This is a genomic window from Avibacterium sp. 20-126 (assembly GCF_044358625.1).
Classification (GTDB): domain Bacteria; phylum Pseudomonadota; class Gammaproteobacteria; order Enterobacterales; family Pasteurellaceae; genus Avibacterium.
Genome location: NZ_CP091457.1, coordinates 1,057,547 through 1,073,818, shown reverse-complemented (window position 1 = coordinate 1,073,818; position 16,272 = coordinate 1,057,547). Strand labels below are relative to the sequence as shown.

Here is a 16,272-nt window from a genome sequence, read left to right as displayed (position 1 = left end):
CCTCTTATCGCAGACGCGCTTGATTAATTTCAGTTAAAAGTGCGGTGATTTTTTCGTCAGAAAAGATGTTTTCAATCGAACGAGATAATTTCATTCGCCAATTTGGGTATTCCAATGAGGTTCCGGGCAAATTAAAGGAAATCTCTTGTTCCAATAAATTTTCTAACTGTACGCCAATGAGTTTGGTTTGACTTTCTGCCAAATAAAGGTGGATCACTCGCATTAAGTTTTGGTGCATTGCCATACTGAGTGCATCGCCCCAATAATCAGCTGGCAAATACTGATCGCGGTGTAAACTATTGAGTAACGCTTGTTTGTCAATAACACGTTGATCATATTTCTGTTTTAGCATTTCCCCTTGCAGCACGCCAAGTTGAGCAAAAAGTTCGAGATCTCGACAATGCCAAAAGCTACTTAAAGACGGCACATCGTGCGTGCCAATGGTGGCAAAGGCATTCGTTGGAAACGCATTCTTATCGGGATATTGCAAATCCTGCTTCTCAAAATACAGTACAAAATAGGAAAAAATCTGAAATTCGTTTAATTTCCACCGCACTTCATCTGGCACGGTGCCTAAATCCTCCCCGACAACAAGGCATTGATTACGTTGGCTTTCAATCGCCAAAATCGCCATTAATTCGGCAAAAGGATAATGCACATAAAGCCCATCAGCGGCGGTTTTTTCTGGGGGAATGAGCCATAAGCGGAAAAGCCCCATAATATGATCGATCCGCAACACGCCAAAATGCTGCATATTGGCTCGTAATAAATCGATAAAAGGTTGAAAACCACGGGCTTTTAGTTCACTCGGATTATAAGGCGGAATATGCCAATTCTGTCCCACAGGACCTAAGGGATCGGGTGGTGCGCCCACAGACGCCGCTACGCAGTAAAGAGTGGGATCTGCCCACACCTCTGCACTGCCCCTTGAGCTACTTACGGCTAAATCACCATAAATGCCTAAAGACATTCCTTTCTCTTGGCATAAGGCTTGAAGACGATGAAGTTGCTCTTGCACAAGCCATTGTAACCAGCAATAAAACATCACTTCATCTTTATGCTGACGAATTAATTTATCCCGTTGTTTCGTATTAAGTTGTTGATATTGTTGCCAACCAAGCCAGCCAATTTGGCTTTCTTGCTCAATGGTTGAGTGCGAACTTTGACGATCTAATACGTCAAATAAGCCTTGATATAACAAATCATTCCCTTGCTGTTTAACAAAATCGGCAAACGCCTTTTGCCGAGGCTGGATTTTTGCCGCACGGCTACGTTGGAAATAAGCATATAATTTTTCAAGTGCGGTCAATTTTAGCTGCGTAATTTCCGTATAATTCACTTGCTCTGCATTGCGTAAAACAAAAAGTTGCTGTTGAATCTCTGCTTGATTAACCCAATTCTGCACGGATTGACACAATTTATATTCGGGCAATTGATCAACGGCGAGGTAAAGCCAATTCAAATAACGTCTTGAGGCTGAGCTATAAGGACTTGCCCATTCAGGCACGGCTGAATACATTGCGTGCAATGGGTTAATGCCGATAAATTCTGCACCATAGCAGCTTGCTTGTTCGACCAAATACGCTAAATCAGCAAAATCACCAATCCCCCAATTTCGTGCTGAACGTAAGCTATAAAGCTGAACATTTAAGCCCCACGCTTTTTTCTGCTGAAAAATCGTAGGTTGGTAAGTCGTTTTAGGGTGAACAAAGAGGCGAACGTGATAGGTTTTTTCACAAGTAGAAAGCTGTAAAAGATAATAACCAAAAGGTTGTGTAGGAAAAGAAAAGAGTGAATTCGTAAAGGAAAGTGGCGTTATGGGCTGATGTTGTTCGTTAAATAAGATCGCATTGCGTATCGGCGATATTGGTGCTAACCGTGCAGTATCATAAATAATCGGTTCCCCTTCTTTCACCACAAAAACATCATCAAATTGCACCGCACTTTTCTTATCTGGATTGTCTCGCCGCAAAGAAAGCAATTCAACAAAATACGCCAAACTCTCTGGATTAGCATAAATTAAATTGCCGTCGATATCATAATGAGAAATGGCAATGCCTAATTCCTCAGCTCTTGTATAACTTGGTGTTTTCATATCCATTTGCTCTTCCAACAACCATAAATACTGGAGAATTGACTTCATTCTACAAATCAATGAGTTAAAAGCAAACGGTTTCCTTTAAATTCGTGATCTCTATCAAATAAAGATTACAGGATACGAGAAGGAAAATAGCAAACACCTTTTAAGGCATAACACTTATTGTAGGCAAATTCTAATCTGATAACTATGGTTTACAAATACACATTTTAAGATATAATTTATCCATTCTCTAACCCGCTAGTTATTTCAATGATTTCTATAAAACGTACCGAAACCTTCGATAAATGGCTAAAAAATCTTAAAGATCAACGTGCGAAAATCAAAATTCTTGCACGACTAAAACGTTTATCATTTGGAAATTTCGGTGATGTCAAACCTATTGGTGAAGGATTATCTGAACTGAGAATTACTGAAGGGCAAGGTTACCGCATCTATCTGAAAAATCAATAATGGTGAATGGGTTATTTTATTATGTGGTGGTGATAAATCCACTCAATCTAAGGATATTTTAAAAGCGAAACAATTAGCTAAAACGCTGGGAGTTTAACCAATGGAAAAATTAACCAATTTTGATGTAGCTGAATACCTCAACAATGAAGAAGAAATGCAACTTTATCTTAATGAAGTTTTACAAGAAGATAATATGGAACTCATTCTTTCTGCACTTGGCGATATTGCCAAAGCAAGAAATATGAGCCAATTATCAAGAGAAACAGGAATTAGCCGAGAAGGGTTATATAAAGCCTTATCGGGTTCAGGCAACCCAACTTTTGCAACGATATTAAAAGTGATGAAAGCCTTAAATCTCACTTTTCAGGTAAAACCAAGTATCAGTCTTTAAAATATGTACCTTAAGGCTAAATATAAATTACGGCTCATCAATCACAAACTCAAACCAATCAATCACCTCTTTTTCGTGAATGCCATTGGCAATGGGAATATGGGCGAGTTTAACGGTGTTTGGATCGCCAGAAATTAATGGATGCCAATCAAAAAGCGGTTTATTTTCATACAACAAACGATACGCGCAGGTCGCGGGTAGCCAATGAAAGTCGGGTAAATTCTTTTTTGTCAGTTTAGTGCAATCTGGCTCAAGTTGAAAACGTTGCAAATAATTACCGCACTTTCCTGTTTCTAAATTTAATAAATTGCACGCAATGCGAGTAAAGTATAAGGTTTTTCGACGCCCTCGCCCTTCAATAAATTTACGATAACAGCATTTTCCACAACCATCGCACAAGGCTTCCCATTCTGCCTCATTCATTTCCAGTAGTGATTTATGTTGCCAAAAGTGTTTTTCTAATTGTGTTGTCATTCGTGTGATTGCTGATGTCTTCTTTAACATTATGTTTTGAATTATAACAATCTCCGTGTTTTTTGCCTATTCACGGCAATAGGAAAATAAATAAAAATCCATTGCTATTCATTGACTTTTCCCCCCTCTAGCCTATACTTTATCAGTCTAACTTTTATATTCATCACAGGAGCGTTTATGCAATCTCGTTTAATCGTTGAAGACAGCCGCCAAGAATCGGTATTAGCCACCAATAAAGTGTTACGCAATACCTATTTCTTGCTCGCTTTAACCTTAACTTTTTCTGCCATTGTTGCTTATGTGGCAATGACCTTAAATGTTGCCCCATTACATTTCGGTGTGTTATTAGTGGGATTTTATGGCTTATTATTTTTAAATAGTGCATTAGAAAATAGTGCGTGGGGAATTCTTTCAACCTTCGCCTTAACTGGTTTTATTGGCTATTCTTTAGGGCCGGTATTAAATATGTACATCGGTGCAGGATTGGGAGATTTAATCGCCCTTGCACTTGGCGGAACTGCAGCGGTGTTCTTCGCCTGTTCTTTCTATGTATTAAGCACGAAAAAAGATATGTCATTCCTTTCAGGTATGATGTTTACGCTATTTATTGTGCTTGTAGTGGGAATGATTGCCAGTTTCTTCTTTAAAATGCCTGCATTTTATGTTGCATTAAGTGCATTATTTATCGTCTTCTCTAGTATGGGCATTTTATATCAAACCAGTAGCATCATTCACGGTGGTGAAACCAATTATATCCGTGCAACCGTGAGCCTTTATGTGTCTATTTATAATATCTTTGTGAGTTTATTAAACTTACTCGGTATTTTACGCAATGATTAATAATTGCTTTAATCGGTAAATTCAACGCCCCTTTCTAGGGGCGTTTTTGTATAATTAAAAAAACGATAAAGGAAAGAAAAATGTTGAATATTAACAATCAAATCATCGAAACAGATAATGAAGGCTATTTATTGGATTTAACGCAGTGGACACCTGATGTCGCGCTAGCTATTGCACAGCAAGAAGCACTCACGCTAACCGAGGCACATTGGGAAGTCATTCATTTTGTACGCGATTTTTATCAGGAATACCACACTTCCCCAGCGATCAGAATGTTAGTGAAAGCAATGGCACAAAAATTAGGGGAAGATAAAGGCAACAGCCGTTACTTACAACGTTTATTCCCAGAAGGCCCTGCAAAGCAAGCAACGAAACTGGCAGGATTACCAAAACCTGCAAAATGCTTATAATTTGAGAACCATTCTCATTTACTTGCGATGATTTACCCTTTATAATCATTAAAAACCATTCACTTTAAGGGGATTTATGTTGAAATTATTCACTATGGCGAGCTTAATCGCGACAATCTTATTCAGTCATCTCAGCTATGCTAAATTTAAAGTCGTCACAACCTTTACTATCATTCAAGACATTGCACAAAATATTGCAGGTGATGCAGCAACCGTAGAATCTATTACCAAGCCCGGCGCGGAAATTCACGGCTATGAGCCAACGCCAAAAGATATTGTCAAAGCACAGTCTGCGGATTTGGTATTATGGAATGGGTTAAACTTAGAGCGTTGGTTCGTACGTTTTTTCCAGAATGTGCAAGATAAACCTGCCGTGGTGGTAACAGAAGGCATTCAGCCAATTTTTATTGCGGAAAGTGCCGAGAAAAAAATCCCAAATCCACACGCGTGGATGTCGCCAAGTAATGGGCTAGTTTATGTGGAAAATATCAAAAATGCGTTGATTAAATATGATCCACAAAATGCAGAAACCTACCGTCAAAATGCGGAAAATTATGCAAAAAAGATCCGCACTTTAGATAGCACACTTCGTCCTAAATTTGATAAAATTCCCCAAGCGCAGCGCTGGCTTGCCACCTCTGAAGGCGCCTTTAGCTATCTCGCTCAAGATTATGGCTTTAAAGAAGTGTATCTTTGGGCGATAAATGCAGAACAGCAAGGCACACCGCAACAAGTACGCCAGATGATCGATTTAATTCGCCAACATCATATTCCAGTGATTTTCAGCGAAAGTACCATCTCGCCAAAACCTGCTCAACAAGTGGCGAAAGAAAGCCACATTCATTATGGCGGTGTGCTATATGTGGATTCCCTTTCCAATGCCAAAGGGGCAGTTCCCACTTATTTAGATTTGCTTAACACCACGATAACAACCATTATTGAAGGATTTGAAAATGCCCAATAATCAGCCCACTATTAAGGTACAGGATGTCACCGTCCGTTATAACAACGGACATACCGCCATTCATAATGTGTCTTTTCAATTACAAGGCGGGACAACCTGTGCATTGGTGGGCGTGAATGGGAGTGGTAAATCCACCTTATTCAAAAGTTTAATGGGATTGGTCAAACCACAACAAGGGCAAGTTTTGCTTTGTGATCAGCCAATTAAAAACGCACTAAAACAAAATTTAATCGCCTATGTGCCACAAAGTGAGGAAGTGGATTGGCAATTTCCTGTTTCCGTTTATGATGTGGTGATGATGGGGCGTTATGGCTATATGAATTTGCTAAGAATTCCCACCGCACTTGATAAACAAGAAGTTCAGCTTGCAATGACACGTTTAAATATTGCGCACCTTGCACAACGTCAAATTGGCGAGCTTTCTGGTGGACAGAAAAAACGCGTCTTTCTTGCGCGCGCACTTGCGCAAAAAAGCAAAATTATTCTGCTTGATGAACCTTTCACGGGCGTTGATGTACAAACGGAAGCGGCAATTATGGATCTCCTTGCCAATTTGCGTAAAGAAGGCTATTTAATTCTCGTCTCCACCCATAATTTAGGGGCTGTCCCTGATTATTGTGATCAAGTGATTATGATCAACCGCACAGTGCTTGCGCAAGGCAGTACTGCCAGCACCTTCACTCAACAAAATTTAGAACAGGTCTTTGGCGGTGTGTTGCGCAATGTCAAACTCAGCGCACGCGATCTGCACGATGATGAAGATGAACGCACCGTTACCGTTCTCACCGACGATGAACTGCCTGCGGTGTTTTATGGACAAACTAAAAATGATCCACCTGCGCCGATTATTCGTGATTGTAATGTGGAAGATTGCCCGTGCCGTGCGACTAAAGAGAACACCCAATGATCGCCTTATTATTAGAACCTTTCCATTATGAGTATATGATCAACGCCTTTATATTAAGCGCAATGGTGGGAGGAATTTGTGCGTTTTTATCCGCCTATTTAATGTTGAAAGGTTGGTCATTAATTGGGGATGCCCTTTCGCATTCTGTTGTTCCCGGGGTTGCCATCGCCTATGCGTTCTCTTTCCCTTATGTAATCGGGGCATTTTTTTCAGGAATTTTAGCCGCACTTTCTATTTTATGGGTAAAATCCTTATCAAACTTACGTCAAGACGCGGTGATCGGGTTTATTTTTACCACCTTTTTTGCACTGGGATTATTTATTATTTCTCTCAATCCTACCGCCATTAACGTACAAGATATTGTATTAGGCAACCTTCTAGGCATTTCAGCAGAAGATATTTGGCAAGTGACAATCATTATTAGCATTTGTTTTATCCTATTACTGATTTTTTGGAAAGATCTGTTACTGGTCTTTTTTGATGAAATGCAAGCCTCCGCTGTAGGATTATCGCCACCTTATTACAAAATACTCTTTTTTGCCCTATTAAGTGCTTGTGTGGTGGCTGCCTTGCAAACCGTTGGCGCAATTTTGGTGATCGCAATGGTCATCACACCGGGGGCAACGGCGTATTTACTCACGGATCGCTTTAAAACCTTAGTGATCATTGCAGTAAGCCTTGGCATAGGAAGCAGTTTATTGGGGGTGTATATCAGCTATTATTTAGACGGTGCAACAGGCGGATTAATTGTGTGTTTTCAGACCGCACTTTTCTTAGCCGCGTTTTTCTTTTCCCCTAAATACGGCATTTTACGCCACACGCGTTCTGCTAATAAGGAGCAGGAATAATGAATTGGATTCACGTCGGAGTGAACTGGTGGGTTGAACCGCTCAGTTATCCTTTTATGCAAAATGCGTTATTTATGGCATTAATCATTGCCGTGATTTGTGCTGTATTGTCTTGTTTTTTGATTTTGAAAGGCTGGTCGCTAATGGGCGATGCCATTTCTCATTCGATCTTACCGGGAATCGTGTTGGCTTATGTAGCAAGCATTCCCTTAGCCATAGGTGCATTAATTTCTGGCTTATGCTGTGCTTTTGGCATTGGCTATTTAAAATCTCACAGCCGTATTAAGGAAGACACGGTTATGGGCATTATGTTTTCAGGAATGTTCGCACTGGGGCTTGTGCTATTTAGTAAGGTCGAGACGGAACAACACCTTTCCCATATTCTATTCGGCAATTTATTAGGGATTACCCCGCAGGAATTAGTCCAAACACTGGGTATCGCCACACTAGTTTTGTTGATTATCTTACTGAAAAGAAAAGATTTTTTGCTTTTCTGTTTTGATCCAAACCACGCCCGCGTAATTGGGCTTGCGGTAACAAAATTGCATTATGGTTTGCTGTTTTTGCTCGCCTTAACGATCATCAGCACAATGCAAGTGGTCGGAATTATTTTAGTCACCGCAATGCTGATTTCACCGGGGATCACCGCTTATGTGTTGAGCAAAAATTTCAACACAATGCTACTTATTGCCATTGCCACTGCCATAACAAGCAGTTTTCTTGGCGTAATTCTGAGCTATCATCTTGATGCGGCTACAGGCCCAACCATTATTTTGTTACAGGCATTAGGCTTTGTACTCGCGTTAGGCTATCGCAAACTTCGTCCAATTAACTAAGAAAACGGCGTTCTGTACCAATACAACAAGGTACATTTTGCTTATGGTTTGGCTTCCCTCTCTTTCACCCGTTATAGGCTTGTATTTTGAGGCATTCAATAACGCGATATTCTGTTTATTTGATCTGCATTAAGTACGACGTACAGAAAAATCGTGGAAAACTGCATCACCAAGATAATCTTCCATAATGACCTGTTTAACCACCGCACTGGGTGAGCCACGTTGTAACCATTGATAAAGTTGGGTTAATTGTTGTTCTGAACCTTTCGCAATAACCAATACACTTCCATCTGAGCGATTTTTTACCCAGCCCGTTAGCCCGATTTTTGTGGCTTCTTTCCAAGTAAAATAGCGAAACCCTACCCCTTGCACACGCCCATAAACGGCAAATTTTTTTACGTTCATTTTCCTTCCTAATGATCCAAATCATTCCAATGTCATTTAACTGCGCAAATTTCAAGCAAAAATAAAATTTTTTATTTTCATTTTTGCCAAATTAGCATAGCATAGCCAAGTCCACTTTAAATGATTAAAGTGAATCAAAATAAAACATTATCCCTTATATGAAAGGAGCGAATATGAAATTTCGTTTTGCTGCATTAGCTACCGCAGCGTTATTCACTAGTACAGCAAGTTTTGCTGGTATGGTAACCAGTTCATCTAATGTTGATTTTTTAGCCATTGACGGACAAAAGGCGAGTAAATCTCTTTTAAAATCAACAAATTCTTTTAAAGCTAATGATGCACAACCCCATCAAGTTGTGGTGCGTGTAAGTGAAGTGGTGAGATCGGGTGGTTCTGATCGGGCATTATTTGAATCCAATCCAATCATCGTCACTTTCCAAGGGACAGCAGAAGACGTTGTGATTTCTGCCCCACACCTTGAAGATGAGCGTGAAACGGAAGCTTATAATAAAAACCCTGTTGTTAGCGTAAAAACTGTTTCAGGAAAAAATGTGCCATTTAAACAAGATCTATTAAAACAGGAAGGTTTCTTACCGGGTTTAAATCTCATTGACAATCTTTCTGAGTACAACGCTTCAGGTGCGGTTGCTTCGGTATCTTCTTTTGCCACAACAGCAATGCCAGCAGCATTGCCTTCTGCAGCAAAAGCACAAAAAGGTAAAATCACCGTACAAGGTGAAAATGTGGTGGAACAGCAATTACAATATTGGTTCCAACAAGCAGATAAAGAAACACAAACACGTTTCTTAAATTGGGCAAAAAAACAAAAATAATCGTAAATTATTATTGAGAAAAAGTGGGCTTTACGCTCACTTTTTGCTATCTGGAGGAAAAATGCAAAATACCACGCGCCAGCTTACAGAAAATAAACATATTGCTTTGGTTGCCCACGATCACTGTAAACAAGATTTAATAAATTGGTGTAAAAAGCACCGCACTTTACTTTCTGCTCATATTCTTTATGGCACAGGAACAACGGGCAATTTAATCCAAGCAGAAACTGCTCTTCCCATCACACCATTGTTAAGCGGTCCTATGGGCGGGGATCAACAGCTTGGTGCATTAATTGCAGAACAGAAAATTGATGTGCTGATTTTCTTTTGGGATCCAATGAATGCCGTGCCACACGATCCTGATGTCAAAGCCTTAATGCGTATTGCTACGGTGTGGAATATTCCTGTTGCAATGAATATCGCCAGTGCTGACTTTTTGGTGCAAAGTCAATTATTTAACCAAACTGTTGATATTCAAGTGCCAGATTATGCCAATTATCTCAAAGCGCGGTTAAAATAAATCTCGCGTTAATGCAATTTAAGGTATAAAAATGACAATCAATAACTGGCTAAATGCCAAAGTTATCGCAACCATTCCTGTTTTTATTGCAGTAAACATTGCTGCTTTTTCCGTTTGGTTATTTGATATTTCACAGCAAAGTATGCCTTTGGTGCTAGGCATTATTGCTGGCGGTTTAGCAGATTTAGACAATCGTTTAACTGGGCGGCTGAAAAATATTTTCTATACCCTACTTGCCTTTTCGGTATCTACATTGAGCGTTCAGCTCACACTGGGTAATGGGGTGGCATTTACTCTGTTGATGACGGTCATCACCTTTATTTTTACGATGATCGGTGCGGTGGGACAACGTTACAATACAATTTCTTTTGGTACGCTGGTGGTTGCCCTTTACACCACCCTCACCTATCAACCTGAAACCCTGTGGTATCTCAATTCCTTATTAATTTTATTAGGTACATTGCTATATAGCATTACCGCGATTATCGTTTATCTTTTTTTTCCTAACCGCCCAGTGCAAGATGCGGTGGCAAAATCTTTTTTAGCATTAGCTGAATATTTAGAAGCAAAATCCTTGTTTTTTGATCCCGATGATATTGATCAACTCGAAAGCAAGCAAATTACCCTTGCGATGAAAAATAGCCAACTGATTAATGCCTTTAATGCTTGCCGTACTGCGCTGTTTTACCGTATTCGCGGGCAATATCGCCACACGCGTACGACACAGATGATCAATTATTATTTTGCGGCACAAGATATTCACGAACGCGCTAATTCTAGCTATTTTAATTATCAAATCTTAGCGCAGCAGCTTAAAAATACGGATTTAATCTTTCGTATTCAACGCCTTTTAGAGTTGCAAGCTCAAGCGTGCCGTGATTTTGCACAAAGCCTGCAACAAAATAGCCATTATCGCTATAACCCTCGTTTAGAACGTGCAATAGCCGGCGTAAATCAATCTTTTGAGCATTATGCGCAGCAGCATCAAGATGATACGCAAAACACCGCGATCAAAACCCTAATTAATAATTTACAAGGGGTGGACTGGCAGCTACGCCATTTAGGGCAAGCCCCTGAATCTTCTGAAGCACATCACCGCTGGGTGAAAATTCACGATGATAGTGATGTAACAGGGCTAAAAAATATTTGGCTCACCATTCGTAGCCATTTAAGTTTTGATTCACAGCTTTTCCGCCACGCAGTCAGATTGTCTATTGTGGTTTTTGTATGCTGTACCATCGTAGAATTTTTACAGCTTTCACGCGGTTACTGGATTTTGCTCACGGCTGTCTTTGTTTGCCAACCGAATTATGCCGCCACGAAATTACGTTTAAAACAACGCATTATTGGGACTATTCTCGGGGTAATTATTGGGTCATTATTACCTTATGCCCACCCAACCTTAGCCTTACAGATGGGCTTAGTGGTAGCAACCAGTACGTTATTTTTCTTTTTCCGCAGTAATAATTACAGCTTTTCCACGTTTTTCATTACCTTACAGGTACTTATTAGCTTTAATATTATTGGCTTTGATATTCACTCTGCCCTTTATTCCCGCTTAATTGATACCTTAGCAGGCGCTTTTATTGCTTGGATTGCGGTTTCCTATTTATGGCCTGATTGGAAGTATCTACAACTTAGCCAAGTGATTCACAAAGCCATTCAAAGTGATGGCAAATATTTGTTGTATATCATCAGCCAACTTCAATTTGGTAAATGTGATAACTTGCAATATCGCATTGCACGCCGAAAAGCGCACGAATATGCCACCGCGCTTAGTGCAACGATGTCTAATATGAACAGTGATCCAGAAAAATACAAGGATCACTTACAAGAAGGGTTTGAAATGTTAAAACTCAATTATTCCTTATTAAGCTACATTTCTGCCCTTGGTGCTTACCGCAAACATATTAAGCAAATTCAGCAAAATATTGATTTTATGGCAGAATATTATCCTATTGCGAAAAAACTGATCTACGCATTAGAGCATATTGAATCCTTATCTCAGCCTGTGTTTGACAAGTTACAAGAAAATATTCGCCAATCCTTACAGCAACTAAATGAGCAACAAGGAGAAAAACTGAGCCAATCTGAAGTGGGCATTCCAATTCAACAACTCAATATGATAAGCCAAATCTTGCCGCATATTTATGTGATTTTTCATAATAGAAAATACGCAAAAGCACATTAAAATAGAAAAGAAAAAAGGCAAAGTGCTAAACTTTACCTTTTTCTTAAAGGATATGAACTTACTTTATCTATTCTACAACTGGGACGATTTTGGTTGCGTGCGAGCCTTTATCACCGTGTACCGCTTCAAAATTGACTTTTTGCCCCGCTTTTAAAGAACGATAACCCTCCATTTCAATCACAGAATAATGCGCAAAAATATCTGCATCATTCCCTTCTGCTGAAATAAATCCAAACCCTTTTGCGTTATTGAACCATTTAACAACACCAACTTCCATAATAAACATTTCACCTCTAAATGGATTTTCTATCTCTGATAGAATTTTGAAAACCAATAAAGCACTCGCCTTATTCCCTAATTTTTCGAGTAAATATTCAAATAAATTTCTCTTTTTCGCAAGAACCAATCTTCTAAAATCAAACAGAGATCACAAAATTTCTTTATATATGTGTTGCTTACACAGTTCAGCAAATAAAAAATTACTCCAAAAATTTTTATTTAGGTATGAAATTATTCCTTAACAGGAATGGTTTTCTGCGTTTTGTTGGTGCTGTTCGCGTAGTGCTTTGGCGACAATCGTAATTGCCTCACCACTACTTATGCCTTGTTCCATTAATGCCTGAATTTTTTCTACCGCTTCTTGCTGTTGTTCGTGCGTTAAACTTAATAATGCGTGATCTAACATAATTTACCTTTATTCGCTTAAAAGAAATCAGTAATATACCAACAAAATTCGCAAACACAACATAAGAGGAAAAATTATGCCCTTTAACTTAAAAAACCGTCATTTACTGAGCCTTGTACACCACACCCCACAAGAAATTCAATTTTTACTGCAACTTGCCAAAGACTTAAAACAGGCGAAATATACAGGCACAGAGCAGCCTAAATTAAAAGGCAAAAACATTGCCTTAATTTTTGAAAAAACCTCTACCCGCACACGCTGTGCCTTTGAAGTGGCGGCTTATGATCAAGGTGCAAATGTAACCTATATTGATCCCAATTCTTCGCAAATTGGACATAAGGAAAGTATGAAAGACACCGCGCGTGTATTGGGGCGAATGTATGATGCCATTGAATACCGTGGTTTTAAACAAGCCGTTGTGAATGAACTGGCAGAATATGCTGGCGTGCCTGTGTTTAATGGGCTAACCGATGAATTTCACCCAACCCAAATGCTGGCGGACGTACTTACAATGATGGAACATTGTGATAAGCCATTGTCTGAAATTCGCTATGTGTATATCGGTGATGCACGTAACAATATGGGCAATTCCTTATTATTAATCGGGGCAAAATTAGGAATGGACGTGCGCATTTGCGCCCCAAAAGCCTTGCAGCCAGAAGCAGAATTCGTGGCAATGTGCCAAGAATTCGCACAGCAAACAGGGGCAAAAATCACCATTACAGAAGAGATTGATCTTGCCATTAAAGGCGTTGATTTCGTTCATACTGATGTCTGGGTATCAATGGGTGAACCGCTTGAAAGCTGGGGTGAACGCATTGAGTTACTCTTGCCTTATCAAGTTACCCCACTCCTAATGCAACGCAGTGGTAACCCTAAAGTGAAATTTATGCACTGCCTGCCAGCTTTTCATAATTGCGAAACCGAAGTAGGTAAAAAAATCGCCGAAAAATACCCGCACTTAGCAAACGGTATTGAAGTAACGGAAGAGGTGTTTGAATCACCAATGAACATCGCCTTTGATCAAGCAGAAAACCGTATGCACACCATTAAAGCGGTAATGGTCGCATCGTTAGCATAACAGCTTACCAACCTTTATCGCTTACCATAAAAAATGCCCTCCATCGGGCATTTTTTTATGCGAGTAATGCTAATAACTGCCCTACGGTATAAAATGAGCCAAACACGAGCAGCACATCATTTTCTTGCGAATTTTGCACCGCACTTTGTAATGCCTGTGTCATTGATATTTCTGCAGACGCATTGATTTTTTTTCCTTGCGATAAAGCAAGCTGGTTCAATTGTGCCAGTAACTCATCGCTGCGCTGTCCTCGTGCAACGGATAAACTCACGCAATGCCATTCATCTATAATATCAAGCAAGGGGGAAAAGACACCTTGTGCATCTTTGTCTTTCAAAATACCACAAACGGCGAGAATACGTTGTGTCGGTTTTTTAAGTGCAGTGAGTTTTTCCGCTAAATATTTTGCTGCGTGCGGATTATGCCCGACATCAACGATTACCTGTGGCAATGTTTTTTCGTTACAATGTAACAGCTTAGCCAAGCCTTGTCGTTGCTTACTCTCTAAAGACTGAAAACGTCCCGCAAGTTGTACATTTTGTAACGCTTCACGAATATGCTGTTCTGCAATGTGAAACGGCAAATAAGGTAACACCGCTAAAGCCGTGGCGGCATTAGCAAGAGGAATGTGCGGAAAAGGCAGATTTTCCAACCGCACTTTTTTGTTTTCACTTTCTTGATTATGATAGTGTTCACGTTGCCATTGCCAGCTTTGCGCAGTTTGGCTAAACGTCCAATCTACCCCACGACGGCTTAACTGGCAATGTTGCTTTTGTGCTTGTTCCAACATTGTGTTTGGCACATTAGGCTCACCAATAATGGCAGGTTTATTAGCACGAAAAATCCCTGCTTTTTCAAACGCAATTTGCTCACGGGTGTTGCCAAGAAAATCAGTGTGATCAATATCAATACTCGTAATCACCGCAATATCGCTATCTACAATATTGGTCGCATCTAATCGACCGCCTAGCCCAACCTCTAAAATAGCGACATCTAGCTTAGCTTGTTTAAATAAATATAACGCCGATAAGGTGCTGTATTCAAAATAAGTTAAAGATTGCGTTTTATTCTGCTCAATAAAAGCAAAAGAGGCACTATGTTGCTCATCGGGTAATTCCTGATTTTGAATGCGAACACGCTCGTTGTAGCGAATTAAATGCGGTGAAGAATACACGCCGACGCGATAACCTGCGTTCAGCAAAATCTGCTCTAACAGGCGACAAGTTGTGCCTTTGCCATTTGTCCCACCAACGGTGATCACAAAAGGGGCGGGATTAAGCAAATCAAGTTGTTGTGCAACGGATTTAATGCGCTCAAGACCTAAATCAATGGCTTTAAAATGGCTTTGTTCTAAATAAGAAAGCCACTGAGACAAAGGCGAAGTGGCTGTTAAAGATAACTTAAAATTATTCATTCTCAGGAAGGTTTTCTACTAATTCAGCTTGCACAAAAGGAGAAGGCTTATTAGAAAGTTTCCCCAACAAACTCGCAAGGGTTTCACGCATATCGCCGCGTTTTACGATCATATCAATCGCCCCTTTTTCTAATAAAAACTCACTGCGTTGAAAACCTTCTGGCAGTTTTTCACGCACAGTCTGCTCAATCACACGCGGACCTGCAAAGCCAATTAAGGCTTTTGGTTCAGCAATATTAATATCGCCAAGCATTGCAAAACTTGCTGAGACACCGCCTAGCGTTGGATCTGTTAGTACAGAAATAAACGGCACGCCCTTTTCACGCATTCTTGCTAATACGGCACTGGTTTTGGCCATTTGCATAAGGGAAATCAAGGCTTCTTGCATACGCGCACCACCACTGGCAGAAAAACACACAAAAGGACAATTATCCTCAATGGCTTTTTCCGCTGCTTGTACAAATTTTGCCCCAACCACAGCCCCCATTGAGCCGCCCATAAAGCTAAAGTTAGACGCGGCAGTAACCACAGGCATCCCATATAATGTCCCTGCCATAGCAATGAGCGCATCTTTTTCACCTGTTTCTTTTTGTGCTGCGGTTAAGCGATCTTTATATTTTTTTAAGTCTTTGAATTTTAAAATATCTTTTGGTTCAAGATCGGCTGCAATTTCCACCGCACTTTCTTTATCTAACAATGCCAATAAACGGGTACGCGCATCAATACGCATATGGTGTCCACATTTTGGACAAACTTCTAAATTACGCGTTAATTCATCGCGATATAATACTTGTTCGCAAGAAGTACATTTTGTCCAAACGCCTTCTGGCACATTCGCCTTACGCGTATTTGATGCCGTATTCTTACTAAAAATTCGATCAATCCAGCTCATTTTAACCCTTTCTATTAACAAAAAATTCCG

Annotated in this window: 18 protein-coding genes and 1 pseudogene; 12 read left to right on the top strand and 7 right to left on the bottom strand. The window is 40.0% G+C overall.

Annotation, left to right across the window (positions count from 1 at the left end; all coding sequences use genetic code 11):
- Positions 1-4: 4 nt before the first annotated feature.
- Positions 5-2,101 carry a 4-alpha-glucanotransferase gene (gene malQ / locus L4F91_RS04985; RefSeq protein ID WP_250364560.1) on the bottom strand — a complete coding sequence of 699 codons (2,097 nt, stop codon included), beginning with the start codon at positions 2,099-2,101 and terminating at the stop codon, positions 5-7.
- A gap of 249 nt (positions 2,102-2,350) precedes the next feature.
- On the opposite strand from malQ, the pseudogene L4F91_RS04980 reads away from it, so the two are divergent.
- Positions 2,351-2,648 (top strand): annotated as a pseudogene (locus tag L4F91_RS04980) (type II toxin-antitoxin system RelE/ParE family toxin).
- A 3-nt stretch (positions 2,649-2,651) separates the two neighbouring features.
- Positions 2,652-2,942, top strand: a complete 291-nt coding sequence (locus L4F91_RS04975; protein ID WP_250350275.1) for an addiction module antidote protein — start codon at positions 2,652-2,654, stop codon at positions 2,940-2,942.
- Between the two features lie 27 nt (positions 2,943-2,969).
- On the opposite strand, the gene L4F91_RS04970 is transcribed toward L4F91_RS04975, so the two are convergent.
- Complete coding sequence (locus L4F91_RS04970) at positions 2,970-3,416, bottom strand: YcgN family cysteine cluster protein (protein ID WP_265761943.1); 447 nt, start codon at positions 3,414-3,416, stop codon at positions 2,970-2,972.
- Between the two features lie 177 nt (positions 3,417-3,593).
- Between L4F91_RS04970 and L4F91_RS04965 the strand changes: the two genes are divergently transcribed.
- The 6 genes from L4F91_RS04965 to L4F91_RS04940 all read left to right on the top strand — a co-directional run bounded on the left by L4F91_RS04965 (position 3,594) and on the right by L4F91_RS04940 (position 8,221).
- Complete coding sequence (locus L4F91_RS04965) at positions 3,594-4,256, top strand: Bax inhibitor-1 family protein (RefSeq protein ID WP_250350277.1); 663 nt, start codon at positions 3,594-3,596, stop codon at positions 4,254-4,256.
- Positions 4,257-4,336: 80 nt separating this feature from the next.
- Positions 4,337-4,666: a TusE/DsrC/DsvC family sulfur relay protein gene (locus L4F91_RS04960; RefSeq protein ID WP_250350278.1), complete on the top strand. Its 330-nt coding sequence runs from the start codon at positions 4,337-4,339 to the stop codon at positions 4,664-4,666.
- Between the two features lie 76 nt (positions 4,667-4,742).
- Entirely contained in the window at positions 4,743-5,630 is an 888-nt protein-coding gene (locus tag L4F91_RS04955; protein WP_395897669.1) for a metal ABC transporter substrate-binding protein, read from the top strand.
- A complete protein-coding gene (locus tag L4F91_RS04950) occupies positions 5,620-6,537 on the top strand; it encodes an ATP-binding cassette domain-containing protein (protein ID WP_395897667.1) in 918 nt (305 codons plus the stop codon). The genes L4F91_RS04955 and L4F91_RS04950 overlap by 11 nt, the downstream gene beginning before the upstream one ends.
- Complete coding sequence (locus L4F91_RS04945; RefSeq protein WP_395897665.1) at positions 6,534-7,385, top strand: metal ABC transporter permease; 852 nt, start codon at positions 6,534-6,536, stop codon at positions 7,383-7,385. Before L4F91_RS04950 ends, L4F91_RS04945 begins: the two co-directional genes overlap by 4 nt.
- Positions 7,385-8,221 carry a metal ABC transporter permease gene (locus L4F91_RS04940; protein WP_395897663.1) on the top strand — a complete coding sequence of 279 codons (837 nt, stop codon included), beginning with the start codon at positions 7,385-7,387 and terminating at the stop codon, positions 8,219-8,221. The genes L4F91_RS04945 and L4F91_RS04940 overlap by 1 nt, the downstream gene beginning before the upstream one ends.
- Positions 8,222-8,350: 129 nt before the next feature.
- On the opposite strand, the gene L4F91_RS04935 is transcribed toward L4F91_RS04940, so the two are convergent.
- A complete protein-coding gene (locus tag L4F91_RS04935; protein WP_250350282.1) occupies positions 8,351-8,626 on the bottom strand; it encodes an acylphosphatase in 276 nt (91 codons plus the stop codon).
- 173 nt (positions 8,627-8,799) lie between these two features.
- Between L4F91_RS04935 and L4F91_RS04930 the strand changes: the two genes are divergently transcribed.
- From L4F91_RS04930 to yccS, 3 genes are all read left to right on the top strand, one after another.
- Complete coding sequence (locus L4F91_RS04930) at positions 8,800-9,459, top strand: DUF2057 domain-containing protein (protein ID WP_265778046.1); 660 nt, start codon at positions 8,800-8,802, stop codon at positions 9,457-9,459.
- Positions 9,460-9,520: 61 nt separating this feature from the next.
- A complete protein-coding gene (gene mgsA, locus L4F91_RS04925; protein ID WP_250350284.1) occupies positions 9,521-9,979 on the top strand; it encodes a methylglyoxal synthase in 459 nt (152 codons plus the stop codon).
- 37 nt (positions 9,980-10,016) lie between these two features.
- Complete coding sequence (gene yccS, locus L4F91_RS04920) at positions 10,017-12,170, top strand: YccS family putative transporter (RefSeq protein WP_395897822.1); 2,154 nt, start codon at positions 10,017-10,019, stop codon at positions 12,168-12,170.
- A gap of 67 nt (positions 12,171-12,237) precedes the next feature.
- Here the strand turns inward: yccS and cspD are convergent, their stop codons facing one another.
- Together cspD and L4F91_RS04910 are read right to left on the bottom strand one after the other, a co-directional pair.
- The gene (gene cspD, locus L4F91_RS04915) at positions 12,238-12,447 is read right to left on the bottom strand and encodes a cold shock domain-containing protein CspD (RefSeq protein WP_103852945.1); all 210 of its coding nucleotides are present in this window, start codon (positions 12,445-12,447) and stop codon (positions 12,238-12,240) included.
- 240 nt (positions 12,448-12,687) lie between these two features.
- Complete coding sequence (locus tag L4F91_RS04910; RefSeq protein ID WP_250362976.1) at positions 12,688-12,855, bottom strand: YoaH family protein; 168 nt, start codon at positions 12,853-12,855, stop codon at positions 12,688-12,690.
- A 76-nt stretch (positions 12,856-12,931) separates the two neighbouring features.
- On the opposite strand from L4F91_RS04910, the gene L4F91_RS04905 reads away from it, so the two are divergent.
- Positions 12,932-13,936, top strand: coding sequence for an ornithine carbamoyltransferase (locus L4F91_RS04905; RefSeq protein ID WP_395897660.1), 1,005 nt, complete (start codon positions 12,932-12,934; stop codon positions 13,934-13,936).
- A gap of 55 nt (positions 13,937-13,991) precedes the next feature.
- Here L4F91_RS04905 and folC read toward each other — a convergent pair whose 3' ends face one another.
- Positions 13,992-15,350: a bifunctional tetrahydrofolate synthase/dihydrofolate synthase gene (gene folC, locus L4F91_RS04900; RefSeq protein WP_250364515.1), complete on the bottom strand. Its 1,359-nt coding sequence runs from the start codon at positions 15,348-15,350 to the stop codon at positions 13,992-13,994.
- Positions 15,343-16,242 (bottom strand): acetyl-CoA carboxylase, carboxyltransferase subunit beta, encoded by a 900-nt coding sequence (accD, locus tag L4F91_RS04895; RefSeq protein WP_250364514.1) that lies wholly within the window; start codon positions 16,240-16,242, stop codon positions 15,343-15,345. Before accD ends, folC begins: the two co-directional genes overlap by 8 nt.
- Between the last annotated feature and the right edge of the window lie 30 nt (positions 16,243-16,272).